Annotated in this window: 16 protein-coding genes; 10 read left to right on the top strand and 6 right to left on the bottom strand. The window is 41.5% G+C overall.

What is annotated here, in order from left to right; all coding sequences use genetic code 11:
- Positions 1 to 3: 3 nt before the first annotated feature.
- The 3 genes from glgP to IQ244_RS04510 form a co-directional block, all read right to left on the bottom strand.
- Positions 4 to 2,568, bottom strand: a complete 2,565-nt coding sequence (glgP, locus tag IQ244_RS04520; protein ID WP_193890250.1) for an alpha-glucan family phosphorylase — start codon at positions 2,566 to 2,568, stop codon at positions 4 to 6.
- A 115-nt stretch (positions 2,569 to 2,683) separates the two neighbouring features.
- Positions 2,684 to 2,821 (bottom strand): hypothetical protein, encoded by a 138-nt coding sequence (locus tag IQ244_RS04515; RefSeq protein WP_193890248.1) that lies wholly within the window; start codon positions 2,819 to 2,821, stop codon positions 2,684 to 2,686.
- A gap of 51 nt (positions 2,822 to 2,872) precedes the next feature.
- A complete protein-coding gene (locus tag IQ244_RS04510; RefSeq protein ID WP_193890246.1) occupies positions 2,873 to 3,196 on the bottom strand; it encodes a hypothetical protein in 324 nt (107 codons plus the stop codon).
- Between the two features lie 641 nt (positions 3,197 to 3,837).
- On the opposite strand from IQ244_RS04510, the gene IQ244_RS32925 reads away from it, so the two are divergent.
- From IQ244_RS32925 to hpsP, 8 genes are all read left to right on the top strand, one after another.
- Positions 3,838 to 3,966 (top strand): hypothetical protein, encoded by a 129-nt coding sequence (locus IQ244_RS32925; protein WP_265578900.1) that lies wholly within the window; start codon positions 3,838 to 3,840, stop codon positions 3,964 to 3,966.
- A 537-nt stretch (positions 3,967 to 4,503) separates the two neighbouring features.
- Positions 4,504 to 5,214: an acyltransferase gene (locus IQ244_RS04505; RefSeq protein WP_193890244.1), complete on the top strand. Its 711-nt coding sequence runs from the start codon at positions 4,504 to 4,506 to the stop codon at positions 5,212 to 5,214.
- Positions 5,215 to 5,611: 397 nt separating this feature from the next.
- Complete coding sequence (locus tag IQ244_RS04500; RefSeq protein ID WP_193890242.1) at positions 5,612 to 8,140, top strand: glycogen/starch/alpha-glucan phosphorylase; 2,529 nt, start codon at positions 5,612 to 5,614, stop codon at positions 8,138 to 8,140.
- A 450-nt stretch (positions 8,141 to 8,590) separates the two neighbouring features.
- Complete coding sequence (locus tag IQ244_RS04495) at positions 8,591 to 8,707, top strand: photosystem II reaction center protein I (RefSeq protein WP_041566417.1); 117 nt, start codon at positions 8,591 to 8,593, stop codon at positions 8,705 to 8,707.
- 449 nt (positions 8,708 to 9,156) lie between these two features.
- Positions 9,157 to 11,757: a DUF3769 domain-containing protein gene (locus IQ244_RS04490; protein ID WP_193890380.1), complete on the top strand. Its 2,601-nt coding sequence runs from the start codon at positions 9,157 to 9,159 to the stop codon at positions 11,755 to 11,757.
- Between the two features lie 195 nt (positions 11,758 to 11,952).
- The gene (gene hpsL / locus IQ244_RS04485) at positions 11,953 to 13,611 is read left to right on the top strand and encodes a hormogonium polysaccharide biosynthesis protein HpsL (RefSeq protein ID WP_193890240.1); all 1,659 of its coding nucleotides are present in this window, start codon (positions 11,953 to 11,955) and stop codon (positions 13,609 to 13,611) included.
- 86 nt (positions 13,612 to 13,697) lie between these two features.
- Complete coding sequence (hpsN, locus tag IQ244_RS04480) at positions 13,698 to 14,720, top strand: hormogonium polysaccharide biosynthesis glycosyltransferase HpsN (RefSeq protein WP_193890238.1); 1,023 nt, start codon at positions 13,698 to 13,700, stop codon at positions 14,718 to 14,720.
- 121 nt (positions 14,721 to 14,841) lie between these two features.
- Positions 14,842 to 16,014 carry a hormogonium polysaccharide biosynthesis glycosyltransferase HpsP gene (gene hpsP, locus IQ244_RS04475; protein ID WP_193890236.1) on the top strand — a complete coding sequence of 391 codons (1,173 nt, stop codon included), beginning with the start codon at positions 14,842 to 14,844 and terminating at the stop codon, positions 16,012 to 16,014.
- 88 nt (positions 16,015 to 16,102) lie between these two features.
- Here the strand turns inward: hpsP and IQ244_RS04470 are convergent, their stop codons facing one another.
- The 3 genes from IQ244_RS04470 to IQ244_RS04460 are packed head-to-tail and all read right to left on the bottom strand — an operon-like array spanning position 16,103 to position 19,734.
- On the bottom strand, positions 16,103 to 17,242 hold the full coding sequence (locus IQ244_RS04470; RefSeq protein WP_193890234.1) for an extracellular solute-binding protein: 1,140 nt from the start codon (positions 17,240 to 17,242) through the stop codon (positions 16,103 to 16,105).
- Positions 17,243 to 17,250: 8 nt separating this feature from the next.
- Positions 17,251 to 17,973 carry a hypothetical protein gene (locus IQ244_RS04465; RefSeq protein ID WP_193890232.1) on the bottom strand — a complete coding sequence of 241 codons (723 nt, stop codon included), beginning with the start codon at positions 17,971 to 17,973 and terminating at the stop codon, positions 17,251 to 17,253.
- A 48-nt stretch (positions 17,974 to 18,021) separates the two neighbouring features.
- On the bottom strand, positions 18,022 to 19,734 hold the full coding sequence (locus IQ244_RS04460; RefSeq protein WP_193890230.1) for a VWA domain-containing protein: 1,713 nt from the start codon (positions 19,732 to 19,734) through the stop codon (positions 18,022 to 18,024).
- 295 nt (positions 19,735 to 20,029) lie between these two features.
- Here IQ244_RS04460 and IQ244_RS04455 point away from each other — a divergent pair, with 295 nt between their 5' ends.
- Complete coding sequence (locus IQ244_RS04455; protein WP_193890228.1) at positions 20,030 to 20,668, top strand: peroxiredoxin; 639 nt, start codon at positions 20,030 to 20,032, stop codon at positions 20,666 to 20,668.
- Between the two features lie 191 nt (positions 20,669 to 20,859).
- Positions 20,860 to 21,444, top strand: coding sequence for a Uma2 family endonuclease (locus tag IQ244_RS04450; RefSeq protein ID WP_193890226.1), 585 nt, complete (start codon positions 20,860 to 20,862; stop codon positions 21,442 to 21,444).
- Positions 21,445 to 21,449: the final 5 nt, after the last annotated feature.

Here is a 21,449-nt window from a genome sequence, read left to right as displayed (position 1 = left end):
CTTCTATTCCGCCCAAGCAATCAATCTTGGTTCATAAGCATTAGACAAGTTGGGGTGCTTGGGTAATACACGCAAGGACAAACCTTGAAAACCAGAGGTGGTGTAGATGATATCTGCCGTGTAGACACTCAAGCCTTGATCATCTTGGCCTTGGTAATCCATGACTACTGGTGTCGCATTGACGATTTCACCATTGGCATCGATTACACCTTGATATAATTCCACTTGGATATCATCTTGACTCAAAGTTGCTAAATCAACTTTGGCCTTGACAGCAACGCTTTGGTTAACCTCAATATCTGTACCTACGGAGACATCAATATCTTTGATTCTCAAATTAAACCAGTGATCGCTGAGTTTAGCTTTCCACGCAGCTAATTCCTTAGCTGGGGCGTAATTATCAGTAATGAGAGTATGACAGCGATCGCTCGCGGGGAAATAAGCCTGTTGAGCATAATCCCGTACCATCCGCGCTGTATTAAAGAACGGACAGTTCAAGCGAATTGCATCTTTCATTTTGGCAACCCAAGGCCGGGGTAGACCATCCTCATCGCGGTGGTCATAAAATAGAGGCACAACTTCTTTCTCTAACAAATCGTAGAGCGCGTTAGCTTCCACTTCATCCTGATAATTGGGATCTTCGTAATTTTCGCCGTGTCCAATCGCCCACCCGGTGCGGACGTAATCAGCTTCATCCCACCAACCATCTAAAACACTTAAATTGGGCAATCCATTCATCGCGGCTTTCATCCCGCTAGTACCGGACGCTTCCCGTGGACGGCGGGGTGTGTTCAACCAGATATCGCACCCTGCTACCATTAACCGAGCAATATGAATATCGTAGTTAGGAACAAAAACAACTTGTTTTTCTAAATGGTGTTCGCGGATAAAGTGATTGATATCACGAATCAGTTCTTTTCCCGGAATATCTTTAGGGTGGGCTTTACCAGCAATCACAAATTGGACTTTACGGGTTTTATCACCAAGCAAGATGTGTTTAATGCGTTCTAAATCGCGCATCCACAGGGTAGCACGTTTATAAGTAGCAAACCGTCGGGCAAAACCAATGGTTAAAACGTATGGATCTAATACTTCTTGGGCTTGGGCGATTTCCGAAGCCGAAGCACCGCGATCGCGTAAATGTTTAACTAAATGCTCCCGCACGTACAGTACCATATCCAAGCGGCAGCGTTCGTGATTGCGCCACAACTCCTGATCAGGAATAGCTTCCATCCGCTCCCACAGTTGGTTCTCTGGTGGTACTGACGACCAGTTTGGCCCTAAGTAGCGATCGTACAACTCTTGAGTTGATTTAGCCACACAACTACGCGCGTGAACACCGTTAGTAATAGCGGTGATTGGGACTTCTTCGACTGGGACTTTCTTCCACAAACCTTGGAACATCTGCCGCGACACCACACCATGCAGCTGCGCCACCCCGTTAGAAAATGTCGCCATTTTCAACGCCAGCACTGCCATACTAAACGGTGCAGATAAATCGCCGGTATTTTCTCGCCCCAATCCTAAAAATTGCTCTTTGGGTAAACCAAAGATATCTGCATAGTATCCCAAATAATACAAAATTTTATCGGGAGGGAACAAGTCAATCCCCGCTGGTACAGGTGTGTGAGTCGTAAAAATGTTGCTAGACATCACTACCTGTTTAGCTTGGGCATAACTCAAACCATCTTCTTGAATTAACAGCCGGATGCGTTCTAAAGCCGAGAAGGCAGCATGGCCTTCATTCATGTGATAAGCAGTGACATCATAGCCCAGAGCTTTGAGCATCTGCACACCACCGATCCCCAACATGATTTCTTGGTGGATACGCATATCGATATCACCACCATACAGCTGATCTGTAATGTCGTGATCGTATTGGTTATTGGGTTCGATATTGGTGTCTAACATATATAAAGGCACCATACCCACCTGTACCCGCCACACTCTGGCGTATACCTTGCGCCCCGGATAATCAACGGCAATCTGCAATTCTGAACCGTCAGGATTGCGTTCTAAATGCAAGGGCATATTATAAAAATCGTTGATGGGGTAGCGCTCTTGTTGCCAGCCATCAGCATTGAGATATTGGGCAAAATACCCTTGTTGATAGAGCAAGCCAACACCCACTAGTGGTAGCCCTAAGTCACTGGCAGATTTTAAATGATCACCAGCCAGAACACCCAAGCCACCAGAATAAACCGGTAAACAGTCAACTAAGCCAAACTCAGCCGAAAAATAGGCGTAGCATTCTTTAGGCTTTTGACTACGTTGTTTCTGATACCAAGTTCCTTCTTGGAGATAATCTTCCAACTGACGGGCGGCGCGATCCATTTGCGCTAAAAAGCCGTCATCTTCAACTACCTCTAAAAGCCGTGCTTGAGAGATGGTACCTAGCATTAACACTGGGTTATGACGGCTAGATTCCCACAAATCTGTGTCTAAGCGGCGAAATAAATCTTTAGTTTCAACATTCCAATCCCAATGTAAGTTATACGCCAGCCGCCGCAGTGGTTCCAGGCGCGGCGGTAGTGACGGCGACACATTAAAAGTGCGAATTGGCTGCATAGGTTAGCAATTCTCCAAGTTCAGCTATGGTTATTGTTTACCTTCTTGATGCAATGCTGCCAATTCTTTATACTGTGTTTGTAAAGTACTGCTGACTTTGTTAAGTATTAAAAACTTAGATGAGAATTATGGCTAAATCTTGTGCCAAGCATCTTTGTGCTTTTCCGTGTTCTCCTTGAGTGTCGGCTGAGTGAGGAAAATTTAATAATTGACGCAGTTGATTATTTATCCATCGGTCAAAAGCATCACACAAAAACTCCCTATTCTAGGCAGAACAGAGAGGTTAGTAGTTGAGTTTCAATATTTAACTTCCTAAAGAAGGCTGATCTTGTGGATTTTTTGGCATTGTCAGAGTCATCGCCGCTGCATAGGCCAGATCTGCGGCTATCTTATAAGCAAGTTTTATATTAGATGCGCTATCCTTGTGGTGAGAGACAGAAGTAGCTTGTCGGTGTTTTAACTCTTGCTGAACCTCACCAGAGGCGATCGCTCGCTGCAAAATAATAAAAGCATCCAAGTCTTCTGAGTCATAATCTTGCCGTAGTAAAACTTGTATCTGGTTTTGCTCGGCGATACTTAAATAACCAGTTCTAAAAGCTTGCTGGACGATTTGTTTAATTTCAACCATAATTTCAACCAAGTGTGGCAGTTAATTTAGAAGAGCTTAGTCTGTAAATTTGGTCTTCTTGTGAGGATTCCTACTAAGAGCATGTATTTTCTCTAGATTTCAAAATTTATAATGGCGGAGATCCTACACGCATCGTCCATTTGGCTCACCTGATCGGGTGATTTATATTTTTGAGATTATAGTTATGGATCAATAGGGTTCAGTAAATAACGTTCCTTGATGAAGGGAACAGGGTTATAATCTACTGCTGAGAAATATAACTGTTCAATAGTAGCGCAGATATCATTCACTTACTTGTATACCTGCTATGTTTTTCTTGACCTACAACAATTCTATAAAAAAACTTAAATTTTTACTAGTGTAGTCAATATCAAATAGCCAAGCGGTTATAGTGAAAGTTTTTCTCTTATCTAAAGGTGATTTTGATAACGCCAATCAAATTTTATATCCTGCTATTTATTCGGAAATGAATGTTGTTTAAACTACCAATCTCTGGCAATTAATTATATTGTGAATAACTTCCTACTTGGGAGTGATCCATCAAAAATAAAATGTGTTATTCTGGGAGGCAACTATTATGAAAAGCCACCCATCTAAATGAAATCGTGACTTGGTTAAGTTGTAAATCATCTGTGTGCCAAATGAGCGTAGCCGCATACTCTAAAAATTTATTGCAAGAAAGTCGTCATTGCAGTCGGGGAAGCGCTTACTTGTTTGCACCGATGGTAAATTTTAATGTGATGGCTGAAGTTGGTGATACTCCACCTTAGTAAAATTTAATTGGCTTAAGAATAACAACACAATAGGCAGCAACATAAAATTTTGATTGATCAAAAATCCGCAGCAAATTTTGAGTTTCATCAATCAAACATATATTGTTGTTGAAAAAGCTTGTGCTTGTGAAGTTTTTTATGGGAAAAATTACCTATAGCAGCTTGAGGAACAATCTATATCAAGCCACTCAAACTATTTCATAGTCTGAGGTTTGATAGGGCAATCTAGATAATGGCTGGAAAACATTTCAGCGCAATAATTTTATCTTGCTTACTTAACGATGGAAACGCCAAACTTCATTGGTATTTTTCTAAGTCGTTTCTTAGGCGATCGCCCCCACATAAAAAGATTGCAAATTTCAGCGAATACAGCTTTTACCCTGCTAAATTTTCCCAAAAATATCAAAAAATATTGATAACTTTTAGCTCAATTATTCCCAAAAAATAACGTGAGCAATTCCCAATAAGCAGCACTACCCAAAAATACCCATCTTCAATTCAATCAACACAAACTCGTCTCAGAGATAAGCAGTCATGAGTAACCAAAAATATTTTGCTAAATCCCAACGCTTCAAGGAATTGCTGCTCACCACCTTGTTAGGAGATATTCCTACCCTTGCCTTGGGAACAAAACTTCGGAGTTTATTATATCGCCGTATTTTTGCTCAGTTAGATAGCTCAGTTTATATTCAAAATGGCGTGGAATTTCTCGGAACTGATCGGATTGGCATTGGTAAAGAGGTGCATATCTTTAAAGGTGTGCGAATAGATGCTCAAGGACACTCAAATAACAAAATTTATTTGAGTCGTGGGGTAGCGATAGAACGTAACGTTGATATCGGGTGTTTAGACAACACATCCATCTACATCGACGAAGAAACCTTTATCGGCCCTGACGTATGTATAGCTGGCCCAGGAGACATTACAATTGGCAAACGGTGTCTGATTGCCGCCCACTCAGGCATATATGCTAACAATCACAATTTTTCTAATCCCCTAGAACCAATTAAATCTCAAGGTATTACTCGTCAAGGAATTGTCATTGCTGATGATTGTTGGTTGGGGCATGGAGTTACGGTATTAGATGGCGTAACTATCGGTGAAGGTAGTGTGATTGGCGCAGGCGCAGTCGTCACTAAAGATATTCCCCCATTCTCCGTGGCCATCGGTGTACCTGCACGAGTCATCAAAAATCGGATGAATCAACCATTATCGGAGAGAGGTGTAGAAATTTCTTGGACATAATTACCACCTCATCTAAAGAAAAGTGTGTCTTTTTTTTCCTTGAGAAAACAAAGCCGTAGAATAACCATGACTTAAGTTATACATACCCTGTTGATGACAGCCTTAGTCAAAAACAGGGTATTCGCATTGGCTTTACCGATGGTTCTCGCATTGTGATGCAACTTTCCGGTACAGGTACTCAAGGTGGAATCCCAAGAGTTTATTGAGTAAGCTACGAGCCAACCCGCAGAACATAACCTTGATCCCCAATCAGTACTTGCTTGTTTCATTACTTTTGCTGAAGAAGTAGTTCAGCTTTGAGAACTAACGGGACGAGAACCAACTGTGATGACTTAGGGCTAAGTGCTAAGTCAGGAGTTCTGATTTGCCTACTCTCTATTCTCCATAGGAAATAATTATGACCACATTTGAGCAAGCTCCAATATTTCAATGTGAATTTGAAGACGATCGCACTGGTTTAAGTAAAGAAACCATCAAACGCGCCCTGGCTGATAATCTTTTTTACATTCAAGGCAAGTACCCAGCTACAGCAACGCCCAATGATTATTACATGGCTTTAGCTTATACAGTGCGCGATCGGATGTTGCAACGTTGGTTCAAAACCACTGAAGTCTACACAAAAAAAGGTGTCAAAGTTGTCAGTTATCTCTCAGCAGAATTCCTCTTGGGGCCACATTTGAGTAATAACTTGGTCAATTTGGGAATTTATGATTTAGTGCGCCAAGTAGTCGAGGAATCTGGGCTAGATTTTGTCCAATTACGGGAAATTGAAGAAGAACCAGGACTAGGTAATGGCGGCTTAGGTCGTCTTGCAGCCTGTTATATGGACTCCCTGTCAACTTTAGAAATTCCCGCCATTGGCTATGGAATTCGCTACGAATTTGGCATCTTTGACCAAGAAATTCGAGACGGTTGGCAAGTAGAAATTACTGATAAATGGCTGCGTTTAGGCAACCCTTGGGAAATTCCCCGTCTAGAGGAAACCATAGAAGTCAAGTTTGGCGGGCGCACCGAAGCTTATTATGATGAAAAGTGTCGCTATCGGGTGCGTTGGATTCCCGATAAAGTTGTGAAGGGTGTCCCCTACGATACACCCATCACAGGGTATAACGTTAACACTGTTAATACCTTACGTTTGTGGAAAGCTGAAGCTCCTGAGTCTTTTGAATTCCAAGCGTTTAACGTTGGTGACTACTACGGTGCAGTCAACAGAAAGGTAGTTTCCGAAAATATTACCAAAGTTCTTTATCCGAATGATGAGTTGATCAAAGGCAAAGAACTGCGGTTAGAACAACAGTATTTCTTTGTTTCTTGTTCTTTGCAAGACATGATTCGGCTGCACTTGCAAAAAGGCGAGAGCTTAGACACCTTTCATCAGTCCTTTGCGGTACAACTCAATGACACCCACCCATCCATCGGTGTGGCAGAATTAATGCGGCTGTTGGTCGATGAGTATGAAATCGAGTGGGATCAGGCTTGGCAAATCACCCAAAACACCTTTGGTTACACTAACCATACACTGTTACCAGAGGCTCTAGAAAAATGGTCTTTAAGCCTATTTAAGAATTTACTCCCCAGACATCTGCAAATTATCTATGAAATCAACCAGCGTTTCTTAGGTCAAGTGCGTGCTAAATATCCCAACGATAGCGATCGCCTCGCACGCCTATCATTAATTGATGAAAGTGGTGAAAAGTATATTCGTATGGCGAACTTAGCTAGTGTGGGTTCTCATGCAATTAATGGTGTTGCAGCCCTACATACAGAGTTACTCAAGCAGGATGTGCTGGGCGATTTTCACGAACTTTGGCCAGAGAAATTCAGCAACAAAACCAATGGAGTCACACCACGGCGTTGGATAGTAGTAAGTAATCCCCTACTAGCTAACTTGATCACGCGTAAAATTGGGGCAAATTGGATTAGTCATCTAGAGGATCTCAAGCAACTCGAAGCCTTTGTGGAAGATGCTGAGTTTTGTCGGGAATGGCGACAAACCAAACAAGACATTAAGAGCTATTTGGCAGCATATATTCGAGAAAACCACGGAATTGAAGTCAATCCCGAATCACTATTTGATGTGCAGGTGAAGCGATTACATGAGTACAAGCGACAACATTTGAATGTGCTGCACATCATTACGCTCTACAAACGCATCAAAGAAAATCCCAACATTGAAATTACACCCCGCACATTTATTTTTGGTGGTAAAGCTGCACCTGGCTATTTCATTGCCAAATTGATCATTAAACTGATCAACTCTGTTGGTGATGTGGTGAATAATGATCCCGATGTGCGCGATCGCCTAAAAGTAGTATTCTTACCTGATTACAATGTAAGATTTGGTCAACGAGTGTACCCAGCCGCCGACCTTTCTGAACAAATCTCCACCGCTGGTAAAGAAGCTTCTGGTACTGGCAATATGAAATTTGCCATGAATGGGGCGCTAACTATTGGCACACTGGATGGTGCGAATATCGAAATCCGCGAAGAAGTGGGAGCAGAAAACTTCTTCTTGTTTGGATTAACAACTGAAGAAGTGTACGATTTAAAATCCAAAGGTTATAACCCTTGGGACTATTACAATAACAACACTCAACTCAGAGAAGTCATTGACCTGATCAGTTCTGGATTTTTCTCTCATGGTGATACTAATCTTTTCCGCCCGTTAGTAGACTCGCTCTTGTACCACGATCCCTATATGCTGTTTGCCGATTACCAGTCATACATTGACTCCCAAGATCAGGTAAATCAAGCTTACCAAGACCAAGAACACTGGACACGGATGTCAATTCTCAATGCAGCACGTATGGGCAAATTCTCTTCTGACCGAGCCATCTTAGAATATTGTCAAGAAATCTGGAATGCTGTACCAGTGAAAATTGAACTAGAAGAATATATTCAAGCTAGGGCTGGTTTGAAAGTGTAACCCGCATTTCTCAAAAGCTTCAGGCGTTTGATGGGGCAGAGGGGCAGGGGAGAGGTTACTTTCATTTCCCCCTGTTCCCTTGCTCCCCTGTACAAGCGCAGGCTTTGAAAGGTGTGGTGAGAAATCCGGGTGTAAGGGTTTGGGGTGTAAGGGTTTTGAAAACCTATACCCCCGCGCCCTAAACACTCAGGAAACCTTTGGCATTAATTAACGTCACAAGATTAGCCAGTCAACAACTACATCTCACAGGCATCTACGAATCAAACAAACCACAGTATGAGATAATATCCAAACTTGTGCCATACTCTATGGGTGGTCATAACATAGCCCTCCACTCTCAACAGAGTCCGCTCAAAACGAGACAAGATTTGGGTAAGATAAAGGAGCTATCTTTTCTGCATAGCAGATACTGAGAGAAGCTTTTTTCCGACCCCCTTTGGAGATATTTCTATGCTGACTTTAAAAATCGCTGTTTATATTGTTGTTGCCTTCTTTGTCACTATCTTTATCTTCGGATTCTTGTCGAATGATCCTGCTCGTAACCCCGGTCGTCGGGATTTAGAGTAAGAACAAGACAAATTATCCGCGACTACCGGAAGGTGGAAAACACCCAAAGTCACGGACAATTGCTTGCTATCCTACGGGAAAGCTTTACGCCTAAAACTGAATGGCAGTTGCTACAACAGGGAAAATCCGCAGCCAGTGGCTAAAACGGAGTTTCCCTTCGCAGTAACTGGGTTTCTACACAAAGTAATCGTGGTGAAACATACTGCCTCGACAACTCCAACAGACACTAGCTTTTCATGAGTTTAGCTGATGGCAAAGTTGCTACCTAGTAGGAAGCCACCCTCTGTGACAAACAAAGGGAATTTTGGCAAAGCACTGTCCTTGACAATGCAATTTCCTCTTTTTAGCAGCTTGCTGCATGTAGGCAGAAAGCAAAAGTCGGAAGACAACAGGTGAGTTCATCTTTCCGGCTATTAGTTGGCTATTTGTTAGGTTATTTTTGCCCAGATATGCTTCATCCAGTTCTGCCGCCTGCACCACCTCCTGTTCTTGAACCGATAAAATCTACAAATTCTTTGCCATCGGTTGGTCATACCCAAATTCATGCATTTGTAGATCCAGTTAGTGATACCCAAAATATTCCCGAAAAGCCCCAAAGTGCCAAAATTGCGGATAGTAAAAATGCAACGCCTCAGTTAGTACCGATCGCATCGGCTACCGAGAATTTAGGAACTGCGAAAACTATCCCCACTCCCAATACACCAGAAACTTTACCACCCGCACTTTCTCCTTTTTCTTCATCTAGAAGTGCTGCAACTCTAGGACAACCTTTAGGTGTTGGTTATGGCATTCAGACAGTGAATGTAAGTGGTGAGAATCCGCCTCAAGCTGGCTCAAATATTCAGCAATTCCCATCACCAAAAAAAGTTGTCACTGAAAAAATTATTCAGCCAACATCTGTTCAACAATTCCCATCACCAGAACAAGTTGTTGCGGAAAAAGTAACTCCACCAGCATCCCCAACACCAACTACTGCGCCACCACAAAAACCAGAAAATATCAATCTCTCTGGTACTTTTAGCGATGACGTACCGAGTAATCAGCCAGTTCAAAATATTATCGAGTTTAAATCTCGTAGCCCGGCAAATGAATCGACTACCCCAACAAATATAGAATTCAAATCACCCAATCAACCAACTCAAGCTGCACCTAGTTCTCCAACAGCCCAACCATCATCCCCGACAACCACACCAGTAGTCAGGGCGAGAATTGTCGAAGTTATCTCCGATCGGCAAGAATACGATGAGCAACGACGAATTGTCACGGCTGAAGGTAATGTAGTTGTGCGATTTGATGGGGCTGTAGTGGATGCCGATCGCCTACAAGTGAATTTAGCAAATTTAATTGCTGTTGGTGAAGGTAATGTGGCCCTGACTAGAGGCGATCAATTGTTGCGTGGGCAACGCTTTACTTATAATTTCTTGCAAGACAGTGGGGAATTAGAAAATGGTAGCGGTGAAATTTATATCCCCACATCTTCGACAGATTTAGGCTTTTTACCCGCTGAGAACACCCCTGTTGGTTTGCAACTCAGACCACCAAGCGATCGCATTCGAGCTAATCAGCCACTCACAAATGTGAGAAGTCCGGGAGAAGTGAATGTGGTTGTCGGTGGTCGCAGCGCCAGTAATTTGCCAACACCGCCACAAGGTGGACAAGTCAAACGAGTTCGGTTTGAAGCCAGACACATTGATTTTTATCCGCGAGGTTGGCAAGCTAGGGATGTACGCCTCACAAATGACCCATTTTCGCCGCCCGAACTAGAATTACGGGCGAGTAAAGTTACCCTGACACGCCAAGCGCCCTTAATTGACCGGATTAAAACCGAACGTCAACGTTTGGTATTTGATCAAGGTCTTAGCTTACCGATACCAATAGATAACCAAACTATTGACCGACGAGAACAAGAAGTCACGCCTGCAATTGTGTCTCCTGGTTATGATGGCGATGACCGTGGTGGTTTATACGTGGAACGGAGTTTTACACCGATAAATACAGAAACAGCACGTTGGATCATCACGCCGCAGTTGTTTGTGCAGAAAGCAGCACAGGGCGGTTTTAGTGATCCCGCGTCTTTGTTTGGTGTCAGAAGTAGAGTGAATGCTGCTTTAAGCCCAAAAACCACATTGCGTGGTTCTGGGGAATTAACCAGTTTTGACTTGAGCCAATTAGACTCAAATCTCCGGGCAAATGTGCGGCTGCAACAGCAGTTGGGCGATCGCAATCCCCATCTTTTAAATTTGGAATATACCTATCGCGATCGCTTATATAACGGTTCTCTGGGCTTTCAAACTGTCCAAAGTAGTTTGGGCGCAATTATTACCTCTCCGCTTGTTCCTTTGGGGAAAAGTGGGATTTACCTCGACTATCAAGCAGGCGCACAATATATTAACGCCAATAGCGATCGTCAAGACATATATGGATCTGATCGTGGTTTTGAACGAGTCTCTTTAGGTCGCCTGCAAGCCAGTGCTGCTCTCAGCACAGGTGTATACCTCTGGCAAGGAAAGGCATTACCAGCGACGGCTACCGAAGGATTGCGCTATACAGGTAATCCTGTGGTTCCCTACTTACGGGCGGTGGCTAATCTGAGGGGTACTACTAGTTATTACACCAGTGGTGATGACCAAACCACTTTAATTGGTACAGTTGGATTACTGGGACAAATTGGCCATTTTTCTCGTCCTTTTTTAGATTACACAGCCTTTAATATTAGTTACGCCCAAGGTCTCAATAGCGGATTATCGCCTTTTTTCTTTGACCGTTCTGTAGATGTGAGAGTCCTGAGTGCCGGAATTGTGCAACAAATTTATGGGCCATTTCGCATCGGTTTTCAAACCTCAGTTAACTTGGATACGGGAAGAGAAACCAGTACCGACTATATTTTGGAGTACAGCCGCCGTACCTATGGCATTACCCTACGTTACAATCCTGTATTAGAGTTGGGCGGCTTCAGTATTCGCATTAGTGACTTTAATTGGACTGGTGGTACAGACCCATTTTCTACGAATCAAGTTAGACCAGTAGTTGGAGGTGTGCGCCAAGAATAATCCACTTGAGTAAGTTTTTGAGTCTCATTAGACACCAGCTTTATGTATGTTATTATCAGGTTTTAGCTTTCGGGCTGAAGTAATTAGCCATCATTAACCAAGAAAAAGGGCTTGGAAACTAGAGGCTAGAAAGTAGTATTTCTGACTCAGCAAACAGCACTTTTTATACAAGGGCTAACAGGCTAAAGCGCTGCTATGGCAAAAGTAAAATCAAAATTCCAAAAATCAAAAAACTCAAAAAAGCAGCCTGCAAAGGAAGCCCCGACTCTGAGCCTCCAAGAAAGGTTAGCTCAAAAACGTCAAGCAACTAAAGCCCGCAAAGAATTCATGGATTTGCTGAGTAAATCCCTTTCTGGCGGTTTATTTTTAGGCTTTTTGTTATTTTTAGTCGGCGGGATTAAGGCAGCATTACCTGCTGTCTTGGGGATTCTGGTGATGTCCTTTTCTTATAAATATCCCCGTCAAGCTTTAATTGGCTTTATTATTTATGTCCCCTTTGGGGGAACAATCACTTATTACATTGGCAATAGTCCGATTCTGCAATTAGCGAAAGATTCATTTTATGTCCCAGCAGCGATCGCACTTTGGCAAATTTGCCGCACACAGAAGCTACCTTTCATTGTCCCCCAAGCTATTAAAATTCCTTTGTATTTTGTCTTAGCTTCAAGTTTATTAACTTTGGTGTTTATCAATGGCGGACAACAACTTAACCCACCACCTGTAGGACTATTACAAACACCAGTTAAAGAAATACCTATAGGCTTAGGAATTCTCGGTTTAAAAGTATTTTTAGGTTATGTGCCTTTAATTACTTGTGCTTACTATCTAATCCGTAATAAAAAAGATTTTCTGTTGTTAACACGCTTACAGATTGTCCTCATCATCATTTGCTGTGGGCTGGGATTTTTACAATATCTGCTATTAGTAGTGGGAATTTGTGAAGGTACTAGAAATTTAGAAGGTGCTGCTTTATTTAAAGCCACACTTGAAGCCCGATGTTATTTTGGAGGAGCTTTAGTCTACAGCCCCAGTCAAGGAATTATTCGCCTACCCGGAACATTTGTTGCGCCTTGGCAATGGGCATGGTTTTTAATTTCTAGCACATTTTTTGCCTTTGCTACAGGTTTTTCTGACCCGTCGGTTTTGTGGCGGCTCACAAGTTTAGGTTCTTTGGCTTTAATCTTTGTGAATGCGGTAATTTCTGGACAGAGAATTGCTTTAGCCTTAGTACCCACTTGCTTTGTGATGCTGCTATTACTCACTGGTCAAATTGCTAACCTCAAACGGTTTATCCCTATTGGGGTGGGTCTGGTGATGATTTTGGGAATTGCAGTTGTGACTAACCCTGTAGTTGTCCAAGAGCGACTGGATAGTTTTTTGGTTCGCTGGAATGCTTCTCCACCGCAAGATTTTATTATTCAGCAATTTGAGGAAAACTGGAAAAATGTCGATACCCCTTTAGGAAGTGGCTTAGGTCGAGCGACTAACTCGGCGCGTGCATTAGGTGAGACCAAGTTAGTAGAGACATACTATCCAAAAGTCTTATATGAGGTGGGGATTTTTGGTGTGTTGGGTTTTTTCGCTTTAGCTAATGTCCTGACATTTACGGCGTTCAAGACTTATCGCTCGATAAAAAACCGTAATTTCCGCAGTTACGGAGCATCTATGTGGGTGTTTATATTGTTTATTAGTTACAACACCTACTACTATCCTTTAGACGTTGATCCGGTCGCTGTATATTATTGGTTTTTTGCGGGAGTACTCTTCAAATTACCAGTACTGGATAAACAAGAAAAAGAAGATGCCGATCCTGAAAAAGCAAACAAGAAAAAACGCTTACAAATCAAGTTTTAATTGATTATATTTATCTTGGCAGTGACGAATATAATCACAGGTCATTCTACTACAAAAACAACCAATTTAGTTGAGCAGAAAATTACATGAATGATTTGCCTGTAATTTCCGTAATTATACCAACCTACGGACGAGAGGAAGCTTTAAAGGATAGTATAGTGGATGTTCTGATTCAAGATTATCCCCATTTTGAAGTTTTGGTAGTAGATCAATCACCAAAACACCAACCAGAAGTTCAAGCTTATTTAGAAGAAGTAGCTGCATTAGGTAAAATTCAATGGTTTCGCTTAGATTGGGCTAGTTTACCTGGGGCGCGAAATTATGGCGTGCGGCGGTCATCTGGCGAAATAATTTTATTTATTGATGATGATGTGAGGTTAACGCCTGGGTTTTTAATGGCTCATGCGAAAAATTATTTGCAAAATCCAGAGATTGGGGCTGTGGCGGGGCGAGTATTTGACCGAATGAAGTTAAGCGAATCTGGGGGAAATTTACAGATTGAATATCTCCCTCCCCAGGCTATGAATCCTGGTCTTGCTTGGCATTATCTTGATTTAGTACATACAATTAAACCCCAACAGGTGTTAACAGCCAGGGGTTGTAATATGTCATTCCGCCGCGAGATTTTCAGTCAGTATGGACTGAGGTTTGATGAGAGATTTCGCGGGAGTGCAGTGCGGGAAGAATCTGATTTTTGTTTGAGAATTCGGCAGACAGGATATAAGATTTGGTATGACCCAGAAGCTCATTTAGTGCATTTAGGTGAAGAAACTGGTGGTTGCCATGATATTAGTACGCGATCGCTCAAATATCAATTCACGTTCTATCACAATAATTTTTTGATGGCGTTGAAGAACCTGAATTTTAGTGAAATTTTACAACTAGCCTCGCGTTTATTTGATTGTCAGGTTTTGGGACATCCACCTTGTAACAAAAGCGGTTCTTTTGTTGCTGTCTTGTCCCGTGCGATGTTCTACATTTTAGGTTTTATAAATGCTTCATCTAGTGTAATTCAATCCATCTGGAATGATGGGCAGATATATAGCAAATTGGATCAAGAATCGGAGATGTTAGTTGTTGATAAACAACCTTCTATGTCTGCTAATTGAAAATTGCGATCGCAGTCTTCATATCCCCGATTTTTTGAAGAAATTGGGGATATGAACTTCTTGATAATATAGAAATATAGCGCAGCAATAAAAATAAAATAAAATAAACTATTAAATTAAAATGCGAATACTGCAAATTGTTCCATCTATTTCTTTAATTTATGGTGGCCCTAGTCAAATGGTATTAGGGTTAGCTCCAGCTTTAGCTAAAGAGAATGTAAAAGTTACTATTCTGACAACGGATAGTAATGGCGATAATGGTCAACAGCCTTTAGATATACCTTTAAATCGGCCAATTCAACAAGATGGTTATGAAATAATTTATTTCCGCTGTGCGCCATTTCGTCGTTATAAATTTTCGCTGGATTTACTCAAATGGCTGAAAAATCATGCTGGGGAATTTGATTTAGCACACATTCATGCTTTATTTTCGCCTATTAGTAGTGCAGCAGCAACGGTTTGTCGGGAAAAAAAACTACCTTATATTTTGCGTCCTTTAGGTACTCTTGACCCGGCTGATTTACAGAAGAAAAAACAATTGAAAAAGCTATATGTAGAACTTATCGAACGCCAAAATTTAGCAGGTGCAGCAGCGATTCATTTTACCAGTGAACAAGAAGCTAAAATATCAGCAAGATTTGGAGTCAATACAAAAGATTTGGTGATACCTTTGGGTGTGAAACCTACTCAACCAAATTATCAAAGTGTCATACGCAGTCAGCTAGGAATTGCGGAAGATATATCTTTGGTGCTGTTTATGTCGCGGATTGACCCCAAAAAAGGGTTGAATTTGTTAATTCCAGCTTTAGAAAAACTGTTAGCGGATAATCACAAGTTTCATTTTGTTTTAGCTGGGACAAATCCTCAAGACCCAGACTATGAAAAAAAAATTCAAACTCAAATTGAGAATTCACCATTGCGATCGCATACCACTATTACAGGCTTTGTCAGTGGTAAATTGAAAACTGGGTTACTCCAAGCTGCTGATTTATTCGTGTTACCTTCCTACTACGAAAACTTCGGGATTGCTGTGGCTGAGGCGATGGTAGCCGGGATACCTGTAGTAATTTCTGACCAAGTGCATATTTGCCAGGAAGTCAGCGACAGTGAATCGGGATGGGTGGGTAAAACAGAGGTTTCAGCGTTGTTTGAGTTATTACAACAAGCTTTGCAAAATCCTACAGAATGCCAACGTCGGGGAAAAAATGCTCAAAAATATGCCTTAGAAAATTTTAGCTGGGATGCGATCGCACGCCAAATGATTCAAGCTTATCAACAGATTCTCAAGAAGTAATTTAAACGAACCGCCAAGACGCAGAGGACGCAGAGAATAAGAGGTTAGTTTCCTCTCTGCGCCTTGGCGACTCTGCGTGAAAAATTTTTTAATTAGCTCTTTCCCATAGGCGTTGAATTTCTGTAATTGTTTTACTATCAGGTGGTGGAAGGATTTTCACACTCGGCTTGACTTCTGCGCCAGGAATGTTTTGACTCCACGGACTATTGGGTACAGTTTTTAAATCAACATTATTATTCACTGGACGAAAACCGTATTGGACAAATACTGCTTGTTGTTCTGGTTGGGTGAGAAAGTCTAAAAATTGTTTGGCGGCTTTTGCTGTACTTGCGTCTACATCTCGCCGGATAATTGCAGCTGTGGCGGTAGTTTCAATTGATGGGTTTAAATAATAAACTTGGTAAGGTTTGCCTTTACTGGCGGCTGATTGTTGCCAACGATATAAAGCTACACTTTCATAGACAGTAGCGACATCAGCATCATTAGCACCTCTGACAATAAATTCTTGCAGAAGAATATCTGTCGAGCGAGGCGGCTGATAAACTGATTTTTTGATTAAACTAAATAGCGATCGCACTGATGGACTGTTGAAGCTATCGGCGTTGATAGTTCCGCCTAATTTTGATTGTGTCCACAAATTCAAAGTTAACTGACCACTATTAGACCGAGTGGGGTCTGTGGTGACAAAATCAAAACTACCCCAATTACTTGAACCGCCTACTTTTTCCCAGTTACCAGCTTGCATTGCTTGTTCCAGTTTTGACCATTGAAAGTGTCCATTGGGAAAGAGGACTTTACCCCTTTCTGGCCAAGCTATACCAACTACTAGGGTTTTTGCCAGTGGTCGGGGAGAATCATAAAATGGTTCAGTTGAATTTGTGGCGCGGAGGCGATCGCCTAATTCTGCTAAAATTTCTCCATTAGCGGGAATTAATATGGTTGGTTTAAAATCATTCTTCTGGTCAAGATAATTATTAACTAGTTCTTGAGAGCCTTGAAATTTTAATTCTAATTTAATATTAGGGTTTGCCTGCTCAAATTTAGCTTCTAATTGTTGGAGAGGTTCTTGTAGCTCTGTTCCACTAACAATAATGACATTTTTTTGCGAACCAGGAAGAGGAATATAAGTTAAACCCAAAGTGGCAATAATAATCGCAACTGAAGTAACAATTTTTGATGATTTTGATTGGGACTTTACTTTAGAGTTACTTTTTAAATCTATTGGCATAATTTTGCTTACTTGCGAACTAATAAATCGAGATTTTCTAATAAGCTCGTCAGTTCATCACTAAGTGACTGCATTTCATTAATTTGTTGAGAGTCCGTTAAATCAGAAGTACGTAGTTTAGTTTGTAATTGTTGCAATATTCCCGTACAATTTTGAATTAAAGTCGAAATATTAATCATCCTAGCTAAACGTGTATCTTCACCATCTTGAGCTAACTTAAGATTGCGTTTGAGACTTTGTTCAAGTTGATTGAGATGTTCTTTGGCTATACCAGAACTTGCATTAATTTTTTGTTGTACTTCAATTAATTGCTGTTGTAAAGAACTAACCGAAAGTATAGAAGTATTGCCGTATAAGTTAACAACTAAAGTGTCTATTTTAGGGGGTAATGTAGCAGTGCGATCGCTATTTATTTCTAATGCTGTTAAAAGCTCTATTTGAAAGGTATCAGTGAGTATTTTTTTAGCTTCTAAACGCAAGCTTTCTGATTGATTCACTAAACCTAAAGCAGCTACTTTGACGGCGTTAATTTCTCGTTCTAATTCGGGATTTACCAATTCAAAAGATGTTGGTTCACGGAATTTTAGCCAACCTGCACTTATTATAGTAATGCCCGACGCGACTGGTAACATCACTAGGCTGGGCAATTGCAGTAAACGCACACCCAAGAATAGAAACGCTCCTCCAGTCAAAACGGCTAACGGATAATAAAGTGGATTTACTAATTTCATCAAATATCACCTCACCAAACAGATATTCTGGCTGTATTCATCTGTGATTTAAAATTCCACCTGCAAATTTGACATTAACTGCAAAATTGTCTCTGGATTTCCTTGAGAATAATAACCTCCATTCAACTCAGCGATTTCTTTCAAAACATCCGGTTTAAATTCGCCTTCTTTACCATAACCAATAGTAAAAAATCCAATTCTTTGGTCAGTAGAGAATCCACTTTTTTTCAATTCTTCCTCTAATTCATTCAACCTAATTTTTGAACCAGCATCTTCTCCATCAGTTAATATCAACACAGCGTTAATTGCATCTTGACGCAGATTTTTTTGTAGCCAATTTCTGGCTTCTAAAGCCGCATCGTATAAATTTGTTCCGCCTTCAGCTTGAAGTCCATTGATAAATTGCCAACCGCGATCGCGTCCTTGGGGTGTACCATCTACTAATACAGGCTGACGAATTACCGAGTCAAAATCAATCAAGGCAATTTGCTCTTTTGGCCCCAAGTTCTTAATGTAATTTTGTAAAGTATTTTGGACAGCAGGTAATTTATCCCCTGACATTGAACCAGAAGAATCGACAACAACCACCACCAATGATGGTTTTTTTGCTGATTCTTGCCAAGATTTCAACATTGCGTCTACAACTTCCGGCTTTGGTGGACGCAAGGAATCATACTTGGCTTGAGCTTCTACACCGAATTCGGGAGTAAACTTAGCACCCAACGCAACCCCAGGCGTTCCGGGACGTAAACCCAAATCTGTGGCAATTTTTTGTGTATCAGGCGATCGCCAATAGGTGATAAACTTTTCCGCAGCAGCCTTCTCATCTGCGCTTACCCAAGGTGCATTCGGTACAATCGCCCGCATATTAGAAGTAAATGTGGCTTTGGGATAAACTGCTTGATAACGCTGTTGTCCCTGCGGTAGTCCGGAATTAGCAACAATTACACTCGATTCATACACCGAACCAACTGAAGCCCAAAAAGGCCCATTCTTAACCATTGCTTGGGCGAGAGAATTAGTCGAAACCCCGTAACGCGTAATTTTACTTTGGATTTGTTGAATTTGGGATTGAAACTTCTGCACATCCGCCACTGTGACATCTTCAGGACGCTTACCTGAGACGCTGACATATTGCGCTACCAGTGTTTGCAACCCAGAATTAGAACGCGTCGGTGCAGAATGTACATAATGAACTGTTAACGGTGGTGAAGCTGGGTCAATATCACGGTGAGTTTTTGCTGTCACCAACACTTTATAAGGGTCAGCGACTTTTCGCAATCCACTAGCTACATCAGCTTGCGCCATAAATACCATTGGCGTGTTAGCGATGAGTGGTGATTCTGTAATGTCTGGAATGTAATTTTTACCCGGCGAAATTTGGTTCATCCGGTAAATTAACTGACTTTGATATATATCTCCATCCAGAGAAATAACTGTGGGAAAATCTACTACATCAGCTTGTACTGTCCCTTTTTGCAATTGATCTGCTAGACCAACTATCTTAGTTACAACATCACCACTACCTAGTGCTTCGCATTTCACCTGAAAAGCTGCACCACTATCTAGTTTTGGTTGTGTAGCATTAAAGTTTTTTGCCGCTTGGTTACAGAAGTCTCCCAACGCGCTACCTACCAACAGTTTGACTTGTAACCCTGTAAAATTATCGCCGGATGTTGAATTAGTATTACACCCAGTCATGAACACTACAGCAGAGATTACGACAAGATGGGTGACGAACCGATACCTTTGAAAAATCATGCACTTTTCCCCGAATTATTAGTCATCTAGCAATCTCTGCAATAAATAAGTGGAATCCCGCTTCTATTGTGTGATAGAAAAGTTAATTTTCAGTTAACTTTATTGAGTGCAAAAGACAAACATTATATCTGTATAATGATCAAGCCTCATCTAGTTACACTGACCCTATCTCTGTCTCTACGCTGAGAAATTAAAATTTTGTAAAAAACAGCTACAAGTCGATAGGGAAACCGATGTTTTATGGGATGATGGCAAAGTAGACTACATCTGCCTCTTTATCTACAGGGAATCTCTCATGACTCTCCATCTTGGTGATACAGTACCCAACTTTACACAAGCCTCAACACACGGCGACATAAATTTTTACGAATGGGCAGGTGACAGCTGGGTGGTGCTGTTTTCTCACCCTGCTGACTTTACACCTGTTTGTACTACAGAACTTGGCACAGTTGCCAAACTCAAACCAGAATTTGACAAGCGTAATGTGAAAGCGATCGCCCTCAGCGTTGATGATGTAGAATCTCATAACGGCTGGGTTGGCGACATCGAAGAAACCCAAAGCACCACACTCAACTATCCAATTTTGGCCGACGCAGACCGTAAGGTTTCTGACCTTTACGACATGATTCACCCCAACGCTAACGCGGCTGTAACAGTGCGTTCAGTGTTTGTGATTGACCCCAACAAAAAACTACGTCTTTCTTTCACCTATCCTCCCAGCACCGGACGCAACTTTGACGAGATTTTGCGAGTGATTGATTCACTACAACTCACTGATAACTACAGCGTGGCTACCCCAGCCGACTGGAAAGACGGTGATAAAGTTGTCATCGTCCCCTCCCTCAAAGACCCCGAAGTCTTAAAAGAAAAATTCCCCAAAGGTTATGAAATAGTCAAACCCTATCTGCGGTTAACTCCTCAGCCTAACAAGTAATTAGTGCTGAGTGCTGAGTGCTGAGTGCTGTTAGCAGTAGCGGGGCGTTTAGCCTGTGCTGAGTGAAAACCAGTATTCAGCATTGAGTAAATAAATTTTTAACTAGTTTCTTTTATAGAACGCAAAGCTTTATCTTTGCGTTTTTTTGTATTTACGTAAGAATGGAAAATAAAGTCAGCTTTTGAAATATTATGCTGTCATCTTCCTTTGTGATCCAAATGCCACCATCAATGCAAATGACAGACGAACAATTCTTTGATTTCTGTCAAGTAAATCGAGATTTACGCATTGAAATGAATCCATTCGGAGAAATATCAATTATGCCACCTACGGGTTCAGAAACAGGAAATCGTAACTTTAATGTTGCTTTACAGCTAGGAGTTTGGTCAGAAAAAGATGGTACAGGTATTTGTTTTGACTCCAGTACAGGCTTTACGTTATCCACGGGTGCAAAACGCTCTCCTGATGCTTCCTGGATGAAATTAGAACGGTGGAATGCTTTATCATCAGAACAAAAACAGGTATTTGCACCGATTTGTCCTGATTTTGTCATTGAACTGCGATCGCCCAGCGACAACCTCCAACCCCTCAAAGATAAAATGGCAGAATATATGCAAGCGCCAGGGGTACAGTTAGGTTTTTTAATTGACCGCAAACATCACCGAGTTTATATTTATCGTCCTGGTCAATCAGAAGAATGTCTAGAAAATCCTGAGACAGTTAGCGCAGATCCAGTTTTACCAGGATTTTCCTTGAATATGTCTAAAATTTGGTAGCAATA

The sequence above is a fragment of the Nostoc sp. LEGE 06077 genome, assembly GCF_015207705.1.
GTDB lineage: Bacteria > Cyanobacteriota > Cyanobacteriia > Cyanobacteriales > Nostocaceae > Nostoc_B.
The sequence above is the reverse complement of the archived record's forward strand: the minus strand, read 5'-3'. Positions and strand labels throughout refer to the sequence as shown.